Genomic DNA, 21,117 nt, shown 5'->3' on the forward strand with positions numbered 1-21,117 from the left:
AAATGAATTCATCACAGCACCCGCAATTTCGGAAGTAGCAAAGGTAGGGCAATAAATCAATATAAGTCACCCATCGGTGACTTGCGAAGATTAAGCGGCCAGGAAAACTGCAAAAAATATATTGCTGCTGCTTCCAGCTGAGATTAAATTTAATGGATAATTGCAAATATTTTTAAATGTTTAATGTTTTGTCGAAAGATTTTCAATATGTCTAATGGATGTATTTTTTTGGAAACTCCGAAAAAACGTTGACCTTTGGATGCTATCGACCATGAAAAGGAGACAAGGGAATACACAGGAGCCAAAGCGGGATAAGCAGAAATCCATGCAGAAACTGTTGCACTCAGTGGGAGCGATCCTTCAAAAGGACGGGTACAAGGCACTAAAGGCCAATAACATTGCGGCGCATGCCAAACTTGATAAAAAACTGATCTATAATTATTTTGGAAGCCTCGGTGGGCTGATAGATGCCTACCTGAAGAAAAACGATTTTTGGAAAAAGACCGAAGCCATAACAGAAAAAGTACCGCTTACGGATCTGAAGCCGGATACGGTAGTGGAGATCCTGAAAGGACAGTTCCTGTTTCTTGAAAACTCAGTAGAGATGCAGCATATCATTCTGTGGGAGTTGTGCGAAAAAAATCCCTTATTGCGGGATATACTGGAAGAGCGGGAACGTTTTGGCGAGCAGCTGTTTCAGCTGTCGGATAAATATTTTAAAGGTACATCCGTGAACTTCCGGGCCATCAACGCCCTCCTGGTATCGGCGATCTACTACATCATCCTGCATGCCCGCTACAACAACAATACCATCTGCGGGGTCAGCACCACAACAGAAAAAGGCCGGGAGCAGCTTTTTAAAGCAATAGAGCAGATCATTAACTGGTGCTACCGGGAGGCCGCGGAAGAGCGGAAATGAGCAGCACCGGGAAGTCAGCTACCCGCATTTTCCCGTTTCATCAGTGCCAGCGCTGCATCGGTCAGGGCTGTTTCATGCAATCGCTGTTCTACTTCGGTAATGGCCTTTAGGAGGTTGTTCCGCGTAGCCGTCAGTTGTGTAATGGCCTGTATCAGCACCTGCCAGAGGGGCTGCATTTGTGCCACCAGGGCCCGTCCACGGGAAGAAAGGAGCAGCAGCCGTTTACGGTCGTCCCCGGGATCTTTTTGGGAGCGCACCAGCTTTTCTTTGTCCAGCTCTTTTAACAGGCTGATGGTAGACGGGTGGGTATATCCGATTTCCTGGGCCAGCGCTACCACGCTCAGCCTGGTTTTTTTATGCAGGGCGTAGATCACCGGGAACCATTTGGGATCAAAGTCGATGCCGCAGGCCCGGTAAACTTCAAACCCTTGCTTGCGGATGCTTTCGCTAAGCCGTTGCAGCCGGGTGGCAAGCGCCAGTATGCCGGCATCATCAATAGTGTTCATGACCAATTCAGTTGTTGAGTGAACGATAATAGAAAACGTTATCTACCGGCACTTTTGGAAAAAAAGAGGGAAGCGCCGTTTCATCTATCCTGGTAAAGCCATTTTTTTCATAGAACCGCTGTGCCGCTTTCAGCAGGTCAACGGTGCCCAGGTAGATCGCGTGGATCTGTTGCCGGCGGCAGTACCGGATCAGTGTGTCCAGCAACTCCCGGGCCACGTCATAACCGGCTTTTTTAGACGGGTTAAACCTATTTTTAAAAACACTGGCTGCGGCCATTAAAAACGTGATTATATTTGTAGCTATGTTGAGGCGCACCCTGGAAATAGTAAGCAATAGTTTTCGCATGGCCATGCAGGAGCTGTGGAAGAATAAGCTGCGGACGTTTTTGTCGCTCTTCGGTGTAACCATCGGGATCTTTTGTATCATCGGGGTGCTGGCTACGGTAAACAGCCTGCAGCAAAATATCCAGAACGAGATCAAGACCCTGGGCTCCAATACGATCTATATAGACAAATGGGAATATGGCGGTGGCCCGGATTATCCCTGGTGGAAATATGTGAACCGCCCGGTGCCCCGTTATGATGAAGTAAAACCGATCAAGGAGCGTACAGCCAATGCAAAATATGTGGCTTTTGCACTGCAGGGAAGGGGCAATGTGGAGTTTTCGGGGTATTTGCTGAACGGGGTGAACGTGTACAGCGTAAGCGATGAGTATATAAAGATCCAGCCGTTGACCATGGGGTTTGGCCGTTATATATCCGATGCAGAATTTAATTATGGCTCCGGTGTAGCGGTCATTGGTAACGAAATTGCTGAAAAATTATTTAGTGAGCCGGAGCTGGCGGTGAATAAGACCATCTCCATCGCGGGAAGAAAAATGCTGGTTGCCGGCGTTATCGAAAAACAGGGAAAACAGATGATCGGAGGCTGGGGATTTGATCAGAGCGTGATCCTGCCTTTCCAGTTTGGCCGTACTATTTATAACGAGGAAAAGACAGACCCGGTGATCATGGTGCAGGGCAGGGAGCAGGTTACCAGTAAGGGCCTCAAAGATGAGCTGATGGTTACGATGCGCAGCCTGCATAAGCTGAGCCCCAAGCAAACCAACAACTTTGCACTGAATGATATCAATGATATCGGTGATCAGGTGGAAGAAGCGTTTGCCGGTCTGAACATCGGAGGGGCGGTGATCGGCGGCATCAGCCTCATTGTTGGACTGTTTGGCGTTGCGAACATCATGTTTGTTACGGTAAAGGAACGTACTTCGCAGATCGGGCTGAAAAAGGCGCTGGGGGCCAAACGGCAGATCATCCTTACGGAATTCCTGCTGGAATCGGCCTTTCTTTGTATGTTGGGCGGACTGATCGGTTTATTCCTCGTGTATGTGCTGGCACAGGTACTCAGCAAGGCGCTTGACTTTCCGGTATTCATTTCTGTTGGAAATATGATCTGGACCTTTTTGATCTGTGTGATCGTAGGGATCATTGCCGGGATCATTCCGGCGGTGCAGGCGGCAAAAATGGATCCGGTGGTGGCGATACGGAGCTGAGGCAAGGGACAGTAGGCAGTGGTGAGCCAATGTGGTTTCCCAAATCAGCATCGCCGGGGAGGCTGCTCATCTTTCAGATGCCGCAGCATTCTGTGCTATTCCGGGGATCTGTCAGCAATATATTGAGTGCCTTACCCATGCGCTAAGGAAGCGGTATCGAATGGGCAATAGTGAATGGGGCTGAGTAAATGAAATCATGAGTAAGATAAATATACTGGCTATCGAATCCAGTTGCGACGAAACCTCGGCCGCTGTTTGCAGCGGGGGAACGATCTTATCAAACCGCATTGCCACGCAGGCCGTGCATGCAGCACATGGAGGCGTGGTGCCCGAGCTGGCTTCCAGGGCGCATATGCAGCATATTGTACCCGTAGTGGATGTGGCCTTGAAGGAAAGTGGTATGGAGCTGAACGATATGGATGCGATCGCGTTTACGCAGGCGCCCGGGCTGATCGGAAGCTTGCTGGTGGGCGGGCAATTTGCAAAGTCTTTATCCCTGGCGCTGAACAAGCCCCTGATCGCTGTAAACCATATGCAGGCGCATGTGCTGGCAAACCTGATCCCGGATCACCGGCCTTCTTTTCCGTTCCTGTGTCTGACCGTAAGCGGCGGGCACACCCAGATCGTAAAATGTACGGCACCCACAAAGCTGGAGGTGATCGGGGAAACGATCGACGATGCCGCAGGAGAGGCTTTTGATAAAGCCGCCAAAATGCTGGGCCTGCCTTACCCGGGCGGACCACTGGTGGATAAGCACGCGCGGGAAGGGGATCCCGGTCGCTTTCAGTTTCCCGAGCCCAGGATTCCCGGCTATAATTTTAGTTTCAGCGGACTGAAAACGGCCATCCTCTATTTTTTAAGAAATGCCGGCACGGCACAGGTGTATAAGGAGGAATTTGCAGCCACGGCGGAGGAAAAACAACGCTTTATAGAAGAAAACCTGAATGATATCTGCGCCTCGATCCAGAACCGGATCATTACGATCTTGCTGAACAAGTTCAGCAGGGCCGCAAAGGAGCTGGGGATAAAAGACCTATGCATTGCAGGGGGCGTGTCGGCCAACAGCGGACTGCGCAAGGCGTTTAAAGAAATGGGCGAACAAAAAGGATGGAATACGTTTATCCCGGATTTCCAGTACTGCACCGATAATGCGGGTATGATCGCGATTACCGGGTATTACAAATACTTAGAGAACGATTTTGCGGATCTTTCCGTGGCTTCCATGGCGCGCGGATTTTAAGAATTCCAGGTTCCAGGTTTCATGTTGGGGACACAACCTGAAACTATAATAATCCTGCCAGCTCCAGGCTTTTCTTTTTTAGTTTCCGCTCTTCAATGTCTTCGATGATGCCATCGGCTTCCACGATGAGGGAGGTGCCGTTCTCCTTCCACCAGGAAGTTTGCTTTAACTTTTGCAGGGCGATTACGCCGGACAGGTATTTACGGCTTTCCTGTGCATGCCATTCTTCGATCCATTCAAAGTCTTCTTTGGGAATATTGGCCAGATCAGTGAAACTCACAAATACCTTCAGATAGATGGCGTCGTTGAGCTGGTGCGGCTTATGATGGTATAATTTTTTGTATTCGTACCGGTACTCATAACGCAATGCAGAAATATCGCTCAGCACCGCAGAAGCGGTAGGAAAACTGCCGGCCCCTTTCCCGTAAAAGAATTGCTGATCAGCAAACCCGCTTTCGATCACCACGCCGTTGTATTCATTTTTTACAAAGGACAAGGGGCTGTCAGTATTTACAAACTGGGGCAGCACATAAGCGCCCACGCCGCCGTTGATCAGCTTTTTGGCCTGCGCCACCAGCTTGATCTGTTGTCCGCGCGCCTTGGCCACCAGCGCATCCGATTTGGCAATATTCTGGATGCCGTTGAACAGGATCTGATCCGGGTGTGCTACGATGCCGTAGGCATGCAGCAGCAGGATGGTCCACTTGTTCAGGGCATCAAACCCTTCCACATCCAATGTGGGATCGCTTTCTGCAAAGCCCAGTTGCTGCGCCAGCAGCAGGGCATCTTTAAAGGACAGGTTCTCTTCAAAGATCTTGGTAAGGATAAAATTGGTGCTCCCGTTCACGATCGCGCGGATGCTGTGCAGGAGATCATTGTCATAATATTCCTCCAGGTTCCGGATCACCGGGATGGAGGCGCAGGCCGAGGATTCATACAAAAGCGATCTGCCCGTCTTTTGCTGCAGTTCCAGCAGGGCCGGTAAATTCTCAGCGATCATTTTCTTGGAGGAGCTGACAACGTCCTTGCCGTTTTTCAGGGCGGTGCTCACGATCTCAAAGCCGGCCACGGCGTCATCGATGACTTCTACGATCAGGTTGATGGAGGTGTCGTTTAGCAGTTCATTGCGATCGGTAGTAAACAGGTCTTCCGGTGCATTCCTCTTTTTCCCCGGATGTTTGATGCATACCCTTTTGATAGAGGCTTTCAGGGAGGGCGTTTGCTGCAAAACCTTGTAAAGTCCTTCGCCTACAACACCAAATCCAAATAATCCGATCACTAATTCTTTATGTTCGCCCATTGTTCTTATTTTAAGGCCACGCCTTCAGCGTGACGGGTTGTGAATTTTTTTATTGCTTCTGATATCTGTTCAAATTCCAGTAAAAAACCATCGTGTCCATAATCGGAGCGGATCAGCTTTTCAATGGCTCCGGGTATATGTTCTGCCAAAAACTCCTGTTCCTCCGGAGGAAACAGCACATCTCCTTCCAGGGCCAGGGCCAGCGTCTTTGCTTTGATGGCCTCCAGCGCTTTAATGACGCCGCCCCGGCCACGGCCAAGGTTATGACTGTCCATGCTTTTGCTGAGGGCATAATAGCTGAATGCATTAAAGCGGGCCGATAGTTTGGTGCCCTGGTAGCGTTGATAGCTTTCACTGCGAAAAGCTTCCAGCTGATCGTCCGAGAGCTCAGACTGTGTTTTGTTATAGGCGATGGCATTGCGGTAAGAAAGCAGGGCAATGCCCCTAGCCACTTCCATCCCTTTTCTTCCCGCATCGGGGCTTTTTGTTTGCCAGGTCTGGTCGGCCTCAATAGCAAAACGCTGAGAGGCATTAAAGGCCTTTCCCCAGGGCGAATGAACGGCATTGGTAGCCAGCGGAATGATGTATTCGAAGAGCTCCGGGTCCTGTACGGCCCATTCCAGCAGTTGCTGGCCGCCGGTACTGCCGCCGATGCCTACTTTTATTTTCCGGATGCCCAGTTCGTTTTGCAGCAGCTGATAGGCCCGTGCCATATCGCGGATCGTAAAAAAGGGAAAATCGTGATAGTAGGGCTCGTCCGTAGCGGGGTCAACATCCAGCGGGCTGCTGCTGCCATAGCAACTGCCGGGCATGTTCACGCAGATGATGAAATCCCGGGCAGGGTCAAAAACTTTTCCGGGGCCGATCATCTCGGGCCACCACTCATGCGGGTTGCTATTGGCTGTAAGCGCATGAAAGATCCAGATGATGTTGGACTGGTCCCCATTGACCGTACCATAGGTCGTATAGGCCAGCCGCAGGTTTTGAAAAATGGCGCCGCTTTCTAATTCGAAAGGCCCGGTATGTGTAAATATCTTTTGTTGCATTCTTTTTTTGGAAAGTCCCGCAAGGCTTACCAAGCCTTACGGGACTGGTCTTATTTTACTTATTAAAAACAGCGGCGAATGCCTGTTCAAAATCTGCTTTTATATCATCAATGTATTCGATCCCCGGGCTGATGCGGATCAGGTTGTCCAGCACACCGGCGCTGGCCCGTTCCGCTTCACTGAGTTGCTCGTGTGTAGTAGAAGCCGGATGAATGGCCAGGGTTTTGGTATCGCCCACGTTGGCCAGATGGCTTACCAGTTTCAGGCTGTTGATAAAGGTTTTCCCGTTTTCAAGACCGCCCTTGATGCCAAACTGCAGTACACCACCAAAACCATTGGTCAGGTATTTTTTGGCCAGGGTGTGATAGGGGCTGCTTTCCAGGCCCGGATACCACACAAACTCCACGTTATCGTGCTGCTCCAGCCACTGTGCCAGTGCCAGGGTATTGTCTACCGTGCGCTGTACACGCAGCGAAAGTGTTTCGAGGCCCTGCAGCAGCAGGAAAGAATTGAAGGGGCTCAATGCCGGTCCAAAATCGCGCAGTCCTTCTACACGGGCGCGGATGGCAAAGGCGATGTTGGGCAATCCCAGGGGATTTCCCTCACCAAATACCTGCCAGAAATTAAGTCCGTGGTAGCCTTCCGAGGGTTCAGAGAACTGCGGGAATTTTCCGTTGCCCCAGTTATAGTTTCCTCCGTCAACGATGATCCCGCCAATACTGTTGCCGTGTCCGCCGATCCATTTGGTAGCGGCTTGTACGACAATGTTGGCGCCGTGTTTGATGGGCTGGAACAGGTAGCCGCCGGCTCCGAATGTATTGTCTACGATCAGCGGCAGATCAAATTCTTTGGCCAGGGCGGCAAATTTTTCAAAATCGGGAACGTTTAACCGCGGGTTGCCCAGGGTTTCCAGGTAAATGGCTTTTGTTTTTTCATCGATCAATGGACGGAAACTGTCAACATTATCATCGGCCGCAAAACGAACATCGATCCCCAGCCGCTTAAAAGAAACTTTAAACTGATTGAATGTACCCCCGTACAGGAATGGAGACGTAACAAAGTTTTCGCCGGCCTGCAGCAGGTTGGCGATGGTCAGGAACTGTGCTGCCTGTCCGGACGCAGTAGCCAGGGCGGCCACCCCACCTTCGAGGGCCGCTACACGCTGCTCAAATACGTCCGTGGTCGGGTTCATGATGCGCGTATAAATATTGCCAAACTCTTTCAGGCCGAAAAGATTGGCCGCATGGTCCGCATTTTTGAAAACAAAAGAAGTGGTCTGGTAAATAGGCACAGCACGGCTTCCGGTAGTGGGATCTGCCTGCTGGCCGGCATGCACCTGCAATGTGTCAAAATGTAATTGGTTGCTCATAAAAAGATAATGAATTTAATGAAATGAAAAAAAGATGTTGAAATATATATGCGGTTCTGAAGACCCGCGGGGGTAGATGGTAAGATGGTATGCCTGCTACGGCATACAACAAACAGGGCAACACATTACGGGTGTAATGTACGGGATGGTGTATGTTGCTCTTTGTTTCATGCAGATTACGAATTTAATAGAGTTTCGTTTCATATTCAAAAAAAATTAATGGCAGCGGATCGCCGGCGCATAAAAAAAGCCCACCGGATAAACCAGATGAGCTGTTCTATTAAGTTTTAATATACTACTGATCCGACTTATCTTCCTCCCGCCTTGCGGGAGCTGGAATTGGCACCTTGTTATCCTTATAACAGGTTGCCAAGGCTTCACAGGGCCAAACCCTCTGCCTTTCTTGATAAGGTTCCCGTCAACGGCGGGATGATAAAAGAACTTATTTGTCCTGCAATAGGACGGCGCAAAGTTAGGAAACTATGGGGAAAGAAAAAAGCGATACAGTGATCTCCGGCCTAATTGACTGTACATCAGTATTTTTCATGAACAATTGTTAGTTTTTAAATTGTTCTTTGAATTTTGTTCTCTTGCCTATCGTCGATAATTTTAAAATTTCAAATTAAAACGGCTTAAAATATATTTTTTTTAGATTTTTTCAAATTATATTTTTGCTGCTTCAACAAAGTTTAAACGCAATATGCTTACAAAGCCATTGGAGATCCCGGAAAAACAGCTGAGGGCTGCGGGGCTGAATTTGAACAACCGGATCCATTACCAACTGTCTTCTGAAGAACTGGTTGAAGACACATTGATGAACGGCCAGGGCCGGCTGAACGATACGGGCGCGCTGGTAATTTCTACAGGAACCTTCACCGGGAGGTCGCCCGGGGATAAATTTATTGTCAGGGACGAGCTTACGGAAAAGACCGTTGACTGGGGGCATTTTAACCATCCCATCGAAGAAAGATATTTTGACCGGATACTGGAAGATGTGCGGGACTATTTAAATACCCGGAAAGAGCTGTGGGTGCGCGATGCCTATGCCTGCGCCGCACCGGAATACGGCCTGAATATCCGTATTGTGAATGAACTGCCCTGGATGAACCTCTTTGCCCATCATCTTTTTTTGCGTCCTTCAGAAGAAGCGTTGGAATCGTTTGAGCCCGGCTGGCATATTCTTTCCGCGCCGGGGCTGCAGCTGGATCCGGAACGTTGTGGCGTACGGCAGGGAAATGCAACGGTGGTCAGCATGAAGCATAAAATGATCCTGATCGCGGGCAGCAGCTATACCGGTGAAATTAAAAAGGGGATCTTTTCTATATTGAACTACCTGCTGCCCGAGATACACAATGTCCTGAGCATGCACTGCTCTGCAAACGTAGGCGGGAACGGCGATACGGCTTTGTTCTTTGGCCTGAGCGGCACCGGCAAAACGACCCTGAGCACCGACCCCGGACGGAAGCTGATCGGGGATGATGAACACGGTTGGGACGATAGCCGGATCTTTAATTTTGAAGGTGGATGTTATGCAAAATGCATCGGCCTCTCGGAAGAAAAAGAACCGGAAATTTATCATGCGGTAAGGAAAGGCGCGCTTGTGGAGAATGTTACCTTTTATCCCGGAACCGACCAGATCAATTTCAATGATGCATCCATTACAGAAAATACCCGGGTGGCCTATCCCATTTATTTTGTAGAAAATATTGTTCCGGAAGAAACCGGAGGCACTCCGGGGAATATATTCTTTCTGACCTGTGATGCTTACGGCGTGCTGCCCCCTATAAGCCGGCTGACCCGGGAGCAGGCACTTTACTATTTTATCAGTGGCTATACTGCAAAAGTGGCCGGAACGGAAACGGGGGTTACCGAGCCCCGGGCTACGTTCAGCGCCTGCTTTGGAGCGCCCTTTATACCCCTGCACCCGGGCCGCTATGCGGCAATGCTGGGAGACCGGATCGCTAAACACGGTGTGAACGTGTGGATGGTCAATACCGGCTGGACCGGCGGTGCATACGGAACCGGATCGCGGATCCGGCTTTCGGACTCCCGGGCAATGATACGGGCCGCGCTGAACGGCAGCCTGGATCCTGTGCCCTATCACCGGGACCCGGTATTTGATCTGATGATCCCCGACAGCTGCCCGGACGTCAATCCAAAAATATTGATACCGCGTCAGACCTGGGAAGATCCCGAAGCATATGAACTGCAGGCGAAAAAACTGGCCCTGCAGTTTTCAGAAAATTTCAAAAACTATGCAGGCATGGTTGCTGAGGAAGTAAAAGCCGCAGGGCCAAAGGTCTGAATAATTCCTTTGTGTTTGTTTTATGAAGGGGCCACCGTAACGGTGGCTTTTTCTTGGGCTTGCCTTGCTGGAGAAGGGGCCAAACGCGGCTGCCTGAAAAGACCGGTAAAAACGATCGCGGAAAACCCGGAGCGGGCATGGCCCGGGCGGATGTACCCGAACAATATCCTGCCCGGATTGTTTTAATGCATAAAACTAAAATATGAATAAGACAACACTGGGACATACGGATCTGCAGATCGCTCCGGTTGTTTTTGGCGGCAATGTGTTTGGCTGGACGGTGGATGAGCCGGCTTCGTTTGCACTGCTCGACCATTTTGTAGGTGACGGGTTTAACATGATCGATACGGCGAATCAATATGCGTACTGGGCACCAGGCAACAAGGGCGGCGAATCGGAAACCATTATTGGTAACTGGCTCCGGAAAACCGGTAAGCGGAATGAGGTGATGATTGCCACAAAAGTGGGCGGCCCTATGCCCGGTCAGCCCCAGCCGGATACCTCAAAGGCATATATCCTGAAGGAGGTGGAACACTCGTTAAGGCGCCTGCAGATAGAGACGATCGATCTTTACCAGACCCATTTTGACAATGAATCGGTACCGGTAGAAGAAACGCTGGAAGCTTACGACGCGCTGATCAAAACGGGAAAGGTACGCTGGATCGGCGCCTCCAATTTATCGCCGCAGCGCCTGGATGCATCGCTGGAAGCATCGGCAGCCCATGCTTGGCCGGTGTACCAGACCCTGCAGCCGGAATATAACCTGTATCACCGGCAACAGTACGAAACGCAATACGAGCCTATAGCGGTGGCCCATGGATTGGGCGTGATCACCTACTATTCGCTGGCCAGCGGTTTTTTAACCGGAAAATACCGCAATGAAAAGGATCTTGCAAAAAGCGCCCGGGGCGCCGGTGTAAAAAAGATGCTGGATGAACGGGGAAAAAAGATCCTGGCAGCCCTCGACGAAGCAGCACAGGAATATCATACCACCCCGGCAACCGTGGCCCTGGCCTGGCTGCTGGCACGGCCTTCCGTAACGGCGCCTGTTGTGAGCGCCACCAGTATTGGTCAGATGCAAAGTATGACCGGTGCCGTGCGCCTGCAGCTTTCAGCCGATGCGCTGGCAACGCTTGATGCGGCCAGCGCGTATTAACGGGATAGACCTGCCAGGTTTTTAAAACCTAACAGGTCTATGGATCTCCAGATCGCGTTGCTATTGTGCGGTTGTAAGCCACCCGGCAGTAATGCGCAGGGCTCTTTTCAGATCATCGATCAGGTCTTCTGTGTCTTCCAGGCCCACGGAAAGCCGTATCAGGCTGTCGGAAACGCCTGAGTGGTGGCGGACCGCAGCGGGAATGGATTTATGGGTCATTTCGCTGGGTAAGCAGAGCAGGCTTTTTACGCCTCCAAGACTTTCCGCCAGCTGAAAATAGCGGGTGGATCTTACCAGCCTTGCAGCGATGTCTTTTTCATCGATCTGGAGGTCGAAGCTGACAACACCACCGAAGTAGCTTTGCTGCTGCTTTGCAATGGCATGATTGTGATGGCTGGCGAGCCCGGGATAATAAACGTTCCGGACCAGTTCCTGTGTTTTTAAGAATTCGGCCACAGCCTGCGCGCTTTTTGAATGTTGGGCAACGCGCAGCGGAAGCGTTTCAATGCCCCGGATGGTAAGCCAGCTGTCAAAAGGGGCCAGTATGGCGCCCGAAGCATTCTGAATAAATTTGATCTGGTCACCAAGCGCGGGGTTCTGAGTAATCACCAGTCCGGCGATCACATCGCTGTGCCCCGCAAGGTATTTGGTAGCGCTGTGCACCACCAGGTCGGCCCCCAGCTCCAACGGCTTTTGTGCGGCGGGCGATGCAAAGGTATTGTCTACGCAAAGCAGGATATCATGCGCTTTGGCAATGGTGGCAATAGCCCGGATATCGGAGATCTTTAAGGTAGGGTTGGTAGGCGTTTCGATCCAGATCAGTTTTGTTTTTGGGGTGATGGCTTTTGCTACCTGCGCAACGTCTGTTGTATCGGCATACTGTACCCGGATCCCGAATTTTTGATATACCTGCGTAAACAGGCGAAAAGCGCCACCGTAAATATCCTCCACTGCAAGGATCTCATCTCCGGCGGTCAATAGCTTCACCACGGCATCAATGGCGGCAAGGCCGCTGGCAAAGGCATAGCCGTTGCTGCCTCCTTCCAGTGTTGCAATCAGCCGCTCCAGGGCAGCGCGCGTGGGGTTGTTGGTGCGGGAGTAATCGTAGCCGCGGTGCACACCGGGCGCTTCCTGTACAAAAGTGGAAGTTTGATAAATGGGGGTGGAGAGGGCGCCGGTCAGCTCATCTGCCGGAATGCTGTGCAGGATCTTTGTTTGCTCTTTCATTTTTTTGTTTTTAATAGTGAAGAATACACCTGAAAAAATCCATCCGGAACGACGTACAGCAAAGATGCCGGGGCGCAAAAAAAAATACGCTCCCGACAAGTCAGAAGCGCATTCAACTATTTTGTAAATAAATGAAAAGGCTTTTACTAACTTATCTTTCCACAAGTGTGGTTGAAGGTGGCACCTTCCCGCGCGGGGGCGGAGGTTGCCAAGACGTCATTGGGTCAAGTCCCTCGGTCTTTCTGGATAAGAATACTTTCAAGAACTGCGGCAAAAGTAGAAACTATTTGCCGGGATTGCCAAATTTTTTTTTCCGGGCAATAAAAATATCCATGGGTCGGGAGCTCATGCACGTTGTAAAGAAATAATAACCCGGCGAATAAAAATCTTTTCCGCCGAAGGGCGAATCCTGCCCCTTTTTCCATTATCAATGAGGGCAGGACCGGAAAATCGGCGCTTCAGCATTGTTCTACCTGAGGCGGAGTGCTATCGGGTTGTTTTGTTTGTATATTTTTTTAATAAAGAGCCCGGTTTATTGTATAAATAATACGCTTTCGTTGTTTTTATTTTAAAAAATACTGAAAAAAATTTTGTTTATGTATTTTTTTCAATAACATTTGTCCTGCTATTCTCTATTCTTTAATAAACCCCCTCGAACCTACTATGACCCCCAAACAACAAACGTAGTATTTCCCCTTCCGCGGTAAAAAAGGAATGTCCGGGAATGCAGAAAGAAATACCTGAGAATGTAAAGACGTCACTGTTTACACAGCAGCGTTATGCCCGTTTATTGCCAGTATTCCCTTCTTTTTTACTGTTTCAAAATGTATCGCATTCTTTAAACCTGCCCGTCTGGTCAGGCGGGCTAAAATCATGAGCGCTTATGCAAACAAGATTTCAGAAGTGTTTTACAGGCTTCCCTGTGCTGCTGTGTTGCCTGTTGTTAAAACTAAGCACCCTGCAGGCAGCAACGCCTGTTGCAGACAATCACCTTCCGCTGTTGATGCAGGCAGCACCTGTTGAGGGGAAGGTAACCGACTCCGCCGGCAATCCTGTGGCCGGTGCCACCGTTAAGATCAAAGGCCGCTCCCTTGCGGTTGCCACGGCAACGGACGGCTCTTTCAGGATCAATGTATCCCCGGGTGAAGTACTGGAAATAACCGCCATCGGCTATCAGCCGCAGGAGATGACCGTTGGGAATGAAGCCACGCTGCAGATCCGGCTTTCTGCCACCACTGCCGCATTGGACGAAGTGGTTGTAGTGGGTTACGGAAAGCAGAAACGTTCTAACTTAACGGGGGCCGTTACCAGCATCAGCACAAAAAAACTTACGGATATACCGGCGGCAAATATGTCCAATACCCTGGCGGGCCGCGCTCCGGGGGTAACGGTAACCAACACTTCCGGTCTTTCAGGCGCCAGTTCCACCATCCGCATCCGCGGGGCCAACGGCGAGCCGTTGTATGTGATTGACGGGGTGATCAAAGGCAAGGCCGAGTTTGATGCGCTGGATCCGAATGAGATCGACCAGATGAGTGTATTGAAGGATGCGGCTACGGCTTCTATATACGGTTCCAGGGCGGGCAACGGTGTGGTGGTGGTTACAACAAAAAAAGGAACCGCCCAAAAGCCCGCATTGCATTTTCAGACCTCCTTTTCCAGATCCACACCCACAAGCACACTGCTGAGCGATCTTACCACGGCCACGGATGAACTGATCTATCAGAACCGGGTGGTGGCCTTCAATAACGAGTATAACAAAAAGAACGATCCGCTGCCCAATGGCGAAACCGAGTTCAATTATTTTAAGGATAAGAACTATAATGTAAACGACTGGGTATGGCGCAATCCTGCCGTGCAAAAATACCTGCTCGATATCTCCGGGGGAAGCGAAAAGCTGAATTATTATAATATGATCAGCTATACCGGAGAAAACGGTTCTTATGAGAACCTGGGGTATAAAAAATTCAACCTGCGTTCGAACATTACGGCAAAGATCACGGATGACATCAAGCTGAACATGAATATTGCAGCGGGGCAGCAGAATTCGGATAAATTCTACTGGCCGTTCTCGCCGGATGATGATTATGATGTATCGGATTTTTACCGCGTAACCTTTAACTGGCCCAAGCTGTACCCGTTTTATACCAACGCAGACGGCACACCGGCGGATCATATAACGGATTACCCCGTTCAAACGCCCATGGGCAGCTGGCAGGCCTGGAGCGTGATCGACCAGGTAATGGGCGACCGGTATATAAAGACCCGGAAACGACAGCTGAATACGATCGCAACGCTGGACATCAACCTGCATAAGGTAACCCCCGGGCTGGCCGCCAAGATCGTGGGTAACTACGAAGCCAACGATTTTTTGCGGAAATGGTATATGACCTTCCAGAAAAATTATGTGTTCATACAGGGCGATCCGCAGAACCGGTTTGTACCGGGGCCGCCGGATCCTAACAAAACGAACACGTTTAACTTCAGCCAGCAGGCGCCCTTTTTACGCTACCGGCAGGATAATGGCTGGAAGTACCAGTTCAACGCATTCCTTACCTATAACCGCAGCTTTGGAAAACATGCCATCGATGCCCTTGCGGTGTTCGAGCAGCGGCAGGAACATTTTTACCGGTCGATCGCCACGGCTTACAACCCCATCGCCAATATCGATCAGTTCTTTCCATATTCCGCAGATCCCGCGGACCGGTTTGCAGACGGGCTGGAAGGCCTGGGGGCTGCTCAATCATGGATCGGCCGGCTGAACTATAACTATGCCAACCGGTACATTGCGGAAGTATCGCTCCGGTACGATGGCAACAGCGCTTTTGCCAAAGGGCACAAATGGGGCGCTTACCCCTCTGTATCGCTGGCCTGGCGGCTTTCGCAGGAATCGTTTTTTAAAGACCACGTAGCTTTCATGAACGAGCTCAAGATAAGAGCGTCCTATGGTACTACCGGAAATGATCTCAACTATTCCAATATTGCAGATCCGCAGGTCATCGATGGATTCCTGTATAATGAGACGTACCAGAACAGTACGCCCTATGTATTTGGAGATCGCCTGTATAAAACCATCCGCCCCAGCCCGGTGCCGGTGCCCGGTTTGACCTGGGCCACCGTGGAGAATCAGAACATCGGCCTGGACTTTGCCACGCTGAGCAACCGGCTTTCCGGAAGACTGGATTTCTTTACCAACCGGATGAAGGACATCCTGGCCTCGCGGGTGGTGGCCATACCGGATGTGTATGGTACCACGCCGGCGCCGGAAAATTATGCGGTGCGTTCTTTTAAAGGAGCAGAGTTTGATGTGCAATGGAGCGACCAGGCCGGGAAGGAGATCTCGTACGCGGTATATGCCAATATGGGGTATGCCCGGGACCGTTGGGATGTGCTGGATGAGCCGGTGGCCTACGGCCCGGATGGTGTGGAGCATTTCCGCACCCGCATCGGCCAGCCGGAGGATCGCATCTATGGCTTTAAAGCACTGGGCATCGTACGTACGCAGGAACAGCTGGATGAGCTGATGGAAAAAAGATACAACTATTATGGACGCAAACCGTATATGGGAGCGATTGTCTATGAAGATGTAAGAGGCGATGGCTACACACCCGGGGCCGACGGAAGGATCGACGGTAACGATGTACAGCTATTGAGCAAGAACGGGAAACCGAGGATCAATTATGGTTTTGGTTTCAATGTATCCTGGAAAGGTCTTTCGCTGGATGCACATTTCCAGGGAGTGACCTCCTATGATGTAATGATCAGCAACCAGGACGGGCCCGGCATCCGCCAGTGGGGCGGCAATTTCCGCGTGTACTATCCCATCTGGGCCAGCGATGTATGGACCCCCGAGAAGCCGGACGCCAAATACCCGCGTGTGGTGGGGCAGAACTGGCTGGAATCCGGCAGCGACGGCTCTACTTTCTGGATCCGCAACGGAGCCTATATGCGCCTGAAGAACCTCAACATCGCCTATGCGCTTCCTGCCCGCTGGATCAACGGGCTGAAGCTGACGAATGCCCAGGTATTTGTAAACGGAACCAACCTCTTCGCTATTTCAAAGCTGAAGGAGTTCCAGGATCCCGAGCAGAAGAACTATGATTCTTACCCGGTGATGCGCACCCTTACCGCCGGATTGAACCTTACCTTTTAAATTTAAACCAGTATTCAAATGAAACAGCTATTTGTTTTTTTATGCATCTTTATTTTGTGCACCCGTTGCTCTAAAGTGCTGGATATTGAGGATGTGAACAACTACCAGCCGCAGGAGGTCTGGAACGATCCCCAGCAGGCCAATGCTTTTGTGGCCAACCTTTATAATAAATTCGGGAACTGGAGTGTATCGGCAGACCGCAACAGTGAGCAGCTTTCCGGTATCCCCTTTGGGGAGGATGCCATTACGGTAACCGGCGCTTCTACCGGTTTCTGGGACTATGCCAATGTACGGCTGGCCAACCTGGCCATCCGGGATGTACAGGCCGGAACACTGAGCCAGGCAGAAAAAGAGGGCATCCTGGCCCAGGCGTATTTTATGCGGGCGTACACGTATTTTTCAATGGTAAAGGAATATGGCGGCGTGCCGATCGTTAAAGCGCCGCTGGACCGGTACCAGGACGACCTGGACCTGCCGCGTAATTCCACAAAGGAGTGTTTTGATTTTATTATTGAGGACCTGGACCAGGCCATTGCATTGCTGCCGCAAAAGATCGAAGTTACTTCTACCGACTGGGGACATATCGATGGAAATTTTGCACAGGCATTCAAAGCCAGGGTACTCCTGTATAAAGCATCGCCGCAGTTCAATCCCTCCAATCCCTGGAACAACGCCTACCGGGCCGATGCCTATACGGAGAATAAAAAGGCATACGAAAGTCTGAAGAGCCAGGGGTATGGCCTGATCGAAGATTATGGAAAAATTGCACTGGCTGAAAAGAACTCGGAGATCGTATTCCCCGTCATCAATAAGTTTCCGGGCAAAACGGCCAACTGGGATTTTGGGGCCAGGCCAGGCTCGCTGAGCCGGGGCAATGCTTCCGCATGCCCCACCTGGGAATTTGTAAAAGCCTTCCCTATGAAGGACGGTAAGCTGTACAATGATCCCACGGGCGCCTATTACCAATCGGATGCAGCCTTTTTGCAGTCGTACTGGAAGAACCGGGATCCCCGTTTTGAAAAATCCATTCTCTGGAATGCCCGGCTATTTCCTGTAGCGGGCACTCCCAAAGGGTATAAACAATATACCAGTGTGGGCATCGCCTCGGCAAATGATAACTTTGGTGTGAATCCCAATGTAGGAGATAAATCGACCAACAACAATACCTATACCGGCTTTTTTATCCTCAAGAACTGTAACCTGAACCTGACCCAGCCCAATGTACAGCAATATGATATTGATTTTGTACTCATGCGTTTTGCGGAAGTAATGCTGAATTATGCAGAAGCCGCCAATGAAGCGGGCCATACGGCCGACGCGCTGGTGCTGCTGCGGGAGATCCGGAAAAGAGCCGGCATTGAGCCGGGTGCGGGCGGTACCTATGGCATCACGGCCGTTTCAAGGGAGCAGGTACGGCAGGCGGTCATGAACGAGCGCAATATCGAGTTGTGTTTTGAAGGGCATCGCTTCAATGATCTGCGCCGCTGGCGGATGTTCAGCTTGCTGGATCAAAAGACCAAGAGCGGTGTAGAAGCCATTGCCATTAAAACGGACGGAACGGAAATGCCGATACTGCAGGCACAGCAGCAGGCCGGTACCTTCAGTCTTTCGGAAAACAATTTTAAATACTCCGTGGTACAGGTGCCGCAAACGGGCGTACAGAAGAACATCGTTCCGGAGAAGTATTATTTTTATCCGATTGCCCAAAGCATCATTAATAAGACCACAAAGCTGGAACAGAACAAAGATTGGGGCGGATCTTTTGATCCTACCCTGCATTGATCAGCCCGCAGGCGGGGCGCACCGGCATGGGCGGGGTCCTGCCTGCGGTATTTTACCGGCCGCGGGCCGCTGCTCCTAATGGTCCGGCAACCATACCGCGGGTGTCTTTCAAAAACAGGAAGACCCGGCCGCCGTTTTTCTCCTGGGCTGTAGCTTTAAAGCACGAAGAATGGCCCCGGTTACGGGCCGGAACATAAAATGATTAAGGTACAATCTGCCGGTGTACAAAACCCTGCGTCAGCCTTCTTTTAGCCTAAGGAAACCGGCCGGGGCTTCCAGCATCCTGCTGCCGTACCAGCTGAACAATTCGCCGTCCACCAGCAGGATCTTTACACCGGGGAAAAGGCGCTGCAGCGCTGCCCGGTGCTTTTCGCTAAAGGGGTAGGGTTCTGAAGCAAGCAGGAGGTATTCCGGGCAAAGGGCCCGCAGCTCGTCCAGGTGTACCGTTGGGTACCGGTTCCGGGCGGCATAAAGATTTTTGAACCCGGCCCTGCTCATCATGTCGCTGATGAATGTATCCCCGCCGGCCGTCATCCACGGGTCTTTCCAGATAAAATAGGCCGCTGTTTTTTGCGCGGGGTTTTTAAGCGCAGCAAATTCCTTTTCTATAGCGGATATCAAGGCTGTTGCTTCCGCAGTGCGTTGGGTAGCGGCACCAATGGTATGGATCATATCAAGCGCGCCCCGGTAGCTGTTCACATCCGTAACCAGCACCGGAAACCGTTCCTGCAGTGCTTCTACCTGCTCTTTTACGTTTTCTTCCTTATTGGCAATGACCAGGTCCGGCCGGAGGGCGGCGATCTTTTCGGGGTTCAGGGTTTTGGTGCCGCCGATCCTTGTTTTGGTCCGGAACCATGTTTGCGGATGTACACAGAATTTAGTAATGCCGGCCACTTCCTGTTCCAGGCCCAGGGTGTACAAAAGTTCTGTAACAGAGGGGACGAGCGATACGATTTTCACGTTTCCGTTTTTGTTGAACATTCAATGCCCTGCGTTTCATAAGGTGCATGCCTTCTTTGAGCTGGTTTGAATTTGTTTAAGCTGGTTAAAATTTGAGAATGCGAATGTGAGCATCAAATCGGAAACAGATTTATTTCTCCGCGGTATAAACACAGCAGATGCCAAAGGTAAGGGTACGGTACCGGGCATTGGAAAAGCCTGTTTTTTCAAGGATCGCAGTAAAATCCCTGCGCTCCGGAAATGCCCTGGCCGATTGATTCAGGTATTGATAGGCTTCCTTGTTCTGTTTTAAAAAACCGGCGATCTGTGGCGCAACCACATTCATGTAAAGCTGGTACAGCCCCTTAAAGATCCCCGGGCGGGGCCTGGAGAATTCGATGATCAGCAACTGACCGCCGGGCTTCAGCACACGGTGCATTTCCGATAGCCCTTTTTCCAGGTGCTCAAAATTGCGCACGCCAAAGGCCGCCATCGCTGCATCAAACCGGTTGTTTTCAAACTGCAGGTTTTCGGAGTCGCCCTGTTCCAGTGTTATTTTATCGCTCAGGCCTTCTCTGGCAATTTTTTGCCGCCCCACTTCCAGCATCTGGGCAGAGATGTCCACGCCCGTAACGTGCTGCGGCTCCAGCATTTTGCAGGCCCGCAGGGCCAGGTCGCCGGTTCCGGTGGCAATGTCCAGCAGCAGCTGCGGCTCGTATTTTTTGAGCATCCGGATGGCCTTTTTGCGCCAGGCCACATCCGTGCGGCCAGAGAGTACGCGGTTGGTAAGGTCGTACCGGGGCGCAATGCGGTCAAACATTTCGGCTACCTGTTCTTTTTTTGATTTTCCGGATTCTTTAAACGGAATGATATGGTCGTGCGAAAATTCTGTCATAAACCGCAAAGGTAGCAAGAATTGAACAGTGATGCGCGGGGGATTTTGCGGCCGGGTACCCGCTTTTTCCCGTTTTAAACGGGCGCCGGCCGGCCTGTAGCGGCCACCGATCCGCGCCGGGGGCTATGCTGCTGCCGGCACCCGGCAGGGGTGTTTTATTACATTCCAGTGTCGTTTTTAGGGGATTGTTTAAAGCGTAAGGAGGTGTATGGCGGGTTACAGGCGGAGGTTTGCATTAGTGGCTGCTATTGGGCGCACCGCTTCTGTATGCTCTATTTGGCCGGTTTAATGATGAGGCCTGCAGCTTCCATGGGGCTGATCAATGTGTATGCTTCTATTTTGAGGTGCCAGGCTATTTTAAAAAGGGTTTGTATTTCCGGCTGCTTAAAGTTGCGGCACCATGTGGATACGGTACCCTCCGCAACACCCAGGGCTATAGCCAATTCTTTCTGGGTCGTTTTTTGCTCTGCCAGAACCGCTTTTATCCTGTTGAAACTTTTCCCCTCCATACCCTCAATCATTGTAGAATATCGAAGATAATCAAGTGTATTTTGAATATTTTTTACTAAAAAGAATCAATAGGATTTATATAAGATCCTATAAGAATTATTTATAATTCTTTTGGAATTATTATTATTTATTTTTATTTTTGGTTCCAGAAGATTTGAATAAAATGCTATTTGGCCGAAAGATGAATCAGCCGTAATGGATTTGTTATTCAATTTTCTGG

16 protein-coding genes and 2 riboswitches are annotated in these 21,117 nt (G+C 50.6%); of the genes, 7 read left to right on the plus strand and 9 right to left on the minus strand.

Translation table 11 applies throughout. The features are described 5' to 3' along the window. Positions 1-271: 271 nt before the first annotated feature. Positions 272-919 (plus strand): TetR/AcrR family transcriptional regulator, encoded by a 648-nt coding sequence (locus tag B160_RS0121965; RefSeq protein ID WP_040680314.1) that lies wholly within the window; start codon positions 272-274, stop codon positions 917-919. A gap of 14 nt (positions 920-933) precedes the next feature. On the opposite strand, the gene B160_RS0121970 is transcribed toward B160_RS0121965, so the two are convergent. Then, complete coding sequence (locus B160_RS0121970) at positions 934-1,425, minus strand: MarR family winged helix-turn-helix transcriptional regulator (RefSeq protein WP_018630099.1); 492 nt, start codon at positions 1,423-1,425, stop codon at positions 934-936. Positions 1,426-1,432: 7 nt separating this feature from the next. Beyond that, a complete protein-coding gene (locus B160_RS29860) occupies positions 1,433-1,702 on the minus strand; it encodes a GNAT family N-acetyltransferase (protein WP_018630100.1) in 270 nt (89 codons plus the stop codon). Between the two features lie 25 nt (positions 1,703-1,727). Between B160_RS29860 and B160_RS0121980 the strand changes: the two genes are divergently transcribed. After that, complete coding sequence (locus B160_RS0121980; protein WP_040680271.1) at positions 1,728-2,975, plus strand: ABC transporter permease; 1,248 nt, start codon at positions 1,728-1,730, stop codon at positions 2,973-2,975. Between the two features lie 196 nt (positions 2,976-3,171). Next, entirely contained in the window at positions 3,172-4,215 is a 1,044-nt protein-coding gene (gene tsaD / locus B160_RS0121985; RefSeq protein ID WP_018630102.1) for a tRNA (adenosine(37)-N6)-threonylcarbamoyltransferase complex transferase subunit TsaD, read from the plus strand. Positions 4,216-4,258: 43 nt separating this feature from the next. Here tsaD and B160_RS0121990 read toward each other — a convergent pair whose 3' ends face one another. From B160_RS0121990 to B160_RS0122000, 3 genes are read right to left on the minus strand one after another with little or no spacing between them, the layout of a single operon-like run. Further along, a complete protein-coding gene (locus B160_RS0121990) occupies positions 4,259-5,515 on the minus strand; it encodes a homoserine dehydrogenase (RefSeq protein ID WP_018630103.1) in 1,257 nt (418 codons plus the stop codon). A 5-nt stretch (positions 5,516-5,520) separates the two neighbouring features. Continuing rightward, positions 5,521-6,561 carry a homoserine O-acetyltransferase family protein gene (locus tag B160_RS0121995; protein ID WP_040680316.1) on the minus strand — a complete coding sequence of 347 codons (1,041 nt, stop codon included), beginning with the start codon at positions 6,559-6,561 and terminating at the stop codon, positions 5,521-5,523. 55 nt (positions 6,562-6,616) lie between these two features. After that, complete coding sequence (locus B160_RS0122000; protein ID WP_018630105.1) at positions 6,617-7,930, minus strand: O-acetylhomoserine aminocarboxypropyltransferase/cysteine synthase family protein; 1,314 nt, start codon at positions 7,928-7,930, stop codon at positions 6,617-6,619. Between the two features lie 305 nt (positions 7,931-8,235). Further along, a riboswitch (SAM riboswitch) is annotated at positions 8,236-8,343 on the minus strand. Positions 8,344-8,630: 287 nt separating this feature from the next. Between B160_RS0122000 and pckA the strand changes: the two genes are divergently transcribed. Together pckA and B160_RS0122020 are read left to right on the plus strand one after the other, a co-directional pair. Beyond that, complete coding sequence (pckA, locus tag B160_RS0122010; RefSeq protein WP_018630107.1) at positions 8,631-10,235, plus strand: phosphoenolpyruvate carboxykinase (ATP); 1,605 nt, start codon at positions 8,631-8,633, stop codon at positions 10,233-10,235. Positions 10,236-10,437: 202 nt separating this feature from the next. Continuing rightward, on the plus strand, positions 10,438-11,391 hold the full coding sequence (locus B160_RS0122020) for an aldo/keto reductase (RefSeq protein WP_018630109.1): 954 nt from the start codon (positions 10,438-10,440) through the stop codon (positions 11,389-11,391). Positions 11,392-11,451: 60 nt separating this feature from the next. Here the strand turns inward: B160_RS0122020 and B160_RS29865 are convergent, their stop codons facing one another. Next, positions 11,452-12,618 (minus strand): trans-sulfuration enzyme family protein, encoded by a 1,167-nt coding sequence (locus B160_RS29865; protein ID WP_040680317.1) that lies wholly within the window; start codon positions 12,616-12,618, stop codon positions 11,452-11,454. Between the two features lie 148 nt (positions 12,619-12,766). Beyond that, a riboswitch (SAM riboswitch) is annotated at positions 12,767-12,871 on the minus strand. Positions 12,872-13,501: 630 nt separating this feature from the next. Between B160_RS29865 and B160_RS0122040 the strand changes: the two genes are divergently transcribed. Beyond that, the gene (locus B160_RS0122040; RefSeq protein WP_018630113.1) at positions 13,502-16,771 is read left to right on the plus strand and encodes a SusC/RagA family TonB-linked outer membrane protein; all 3,270 of its coding nucleotides are present in this window, start codon (positions 13,502-13,504) and stop codon (positions 16,769-16,771) included. A gap of 18 nt (positions 16,772-16,789) precedes the next feature. Further along, positions 16,790-18,553 (plus strand): RagB/SusD family nutrient uptake outer membrane protein, encoded by a 1,764-nt coding sequence (locus B160_RS0122045; RefSeq protein WP_018630114.1) that lies wholly within the window; start codon positions 16,790-16,792, stop codon positions 18,551-18,553. 237 nt (positions 18,554-18,790) lie between these two features. Here the strand turns inward: B160_RS0122045 and B160_RS0122055 are convergent, their stop codons facing one another. The 3 genes from B160_RS0122055 to B160_RS0122065 all read right to left on the minus strand — a co-directional run bounded on the left by B160_RS0122055 (position 18,791) and on the right by B160_RS0122065 (position 20,896). Then, positions 18,791-19,513, minus strand: coding sequence for an ABC transporter substrate-binding protein (locus B160_RS0122055; protein WP_245562260.1), 723 nt, complete (start codon positions 19,511-19,513; stop codon positions 18,791-18,793). 130 nt (positions 19,514-19,643) lie between these two features. Continuing rightward, entirely contained in the window at positions 19,644-20,387 is a 744-nt protein-coding gene (gene ubiE, locus B160_RS0122060; RefSeq protein WP_018630117.1) for a bifunctional demethylmenaquinone methyltransferase/2-methoxy-6-polyprenyl-1,4-benzoquinol methylase UbiE, read from the minus strand. 272 nt (positions 20,388-20,659) lie between these two features. Beyond that, positions 20,660-20,896 (minus strand): helix-turn-helix transcriptional regulator, encoded by a 237-nt coding sequence (locus tag B160_RS0122065; protein ID WP_026309945.1) that lies wholly within the window; start codon positions 20,894-20,896, stop codon positions 20,660-20,662. Positions 20,897-21,117 lie beyond the last annotated feature (221 nt).

The sequence above is a fragment of the Niabella aurantiaca DSM 17617 genome, assembly GCF_000374125.1.
Lineage (GTDB): Bacteria > Bacteroidota > Bacteroidia > Chitinophagales > Chitinophagaceae > Niabella > Niabella aurantiaca.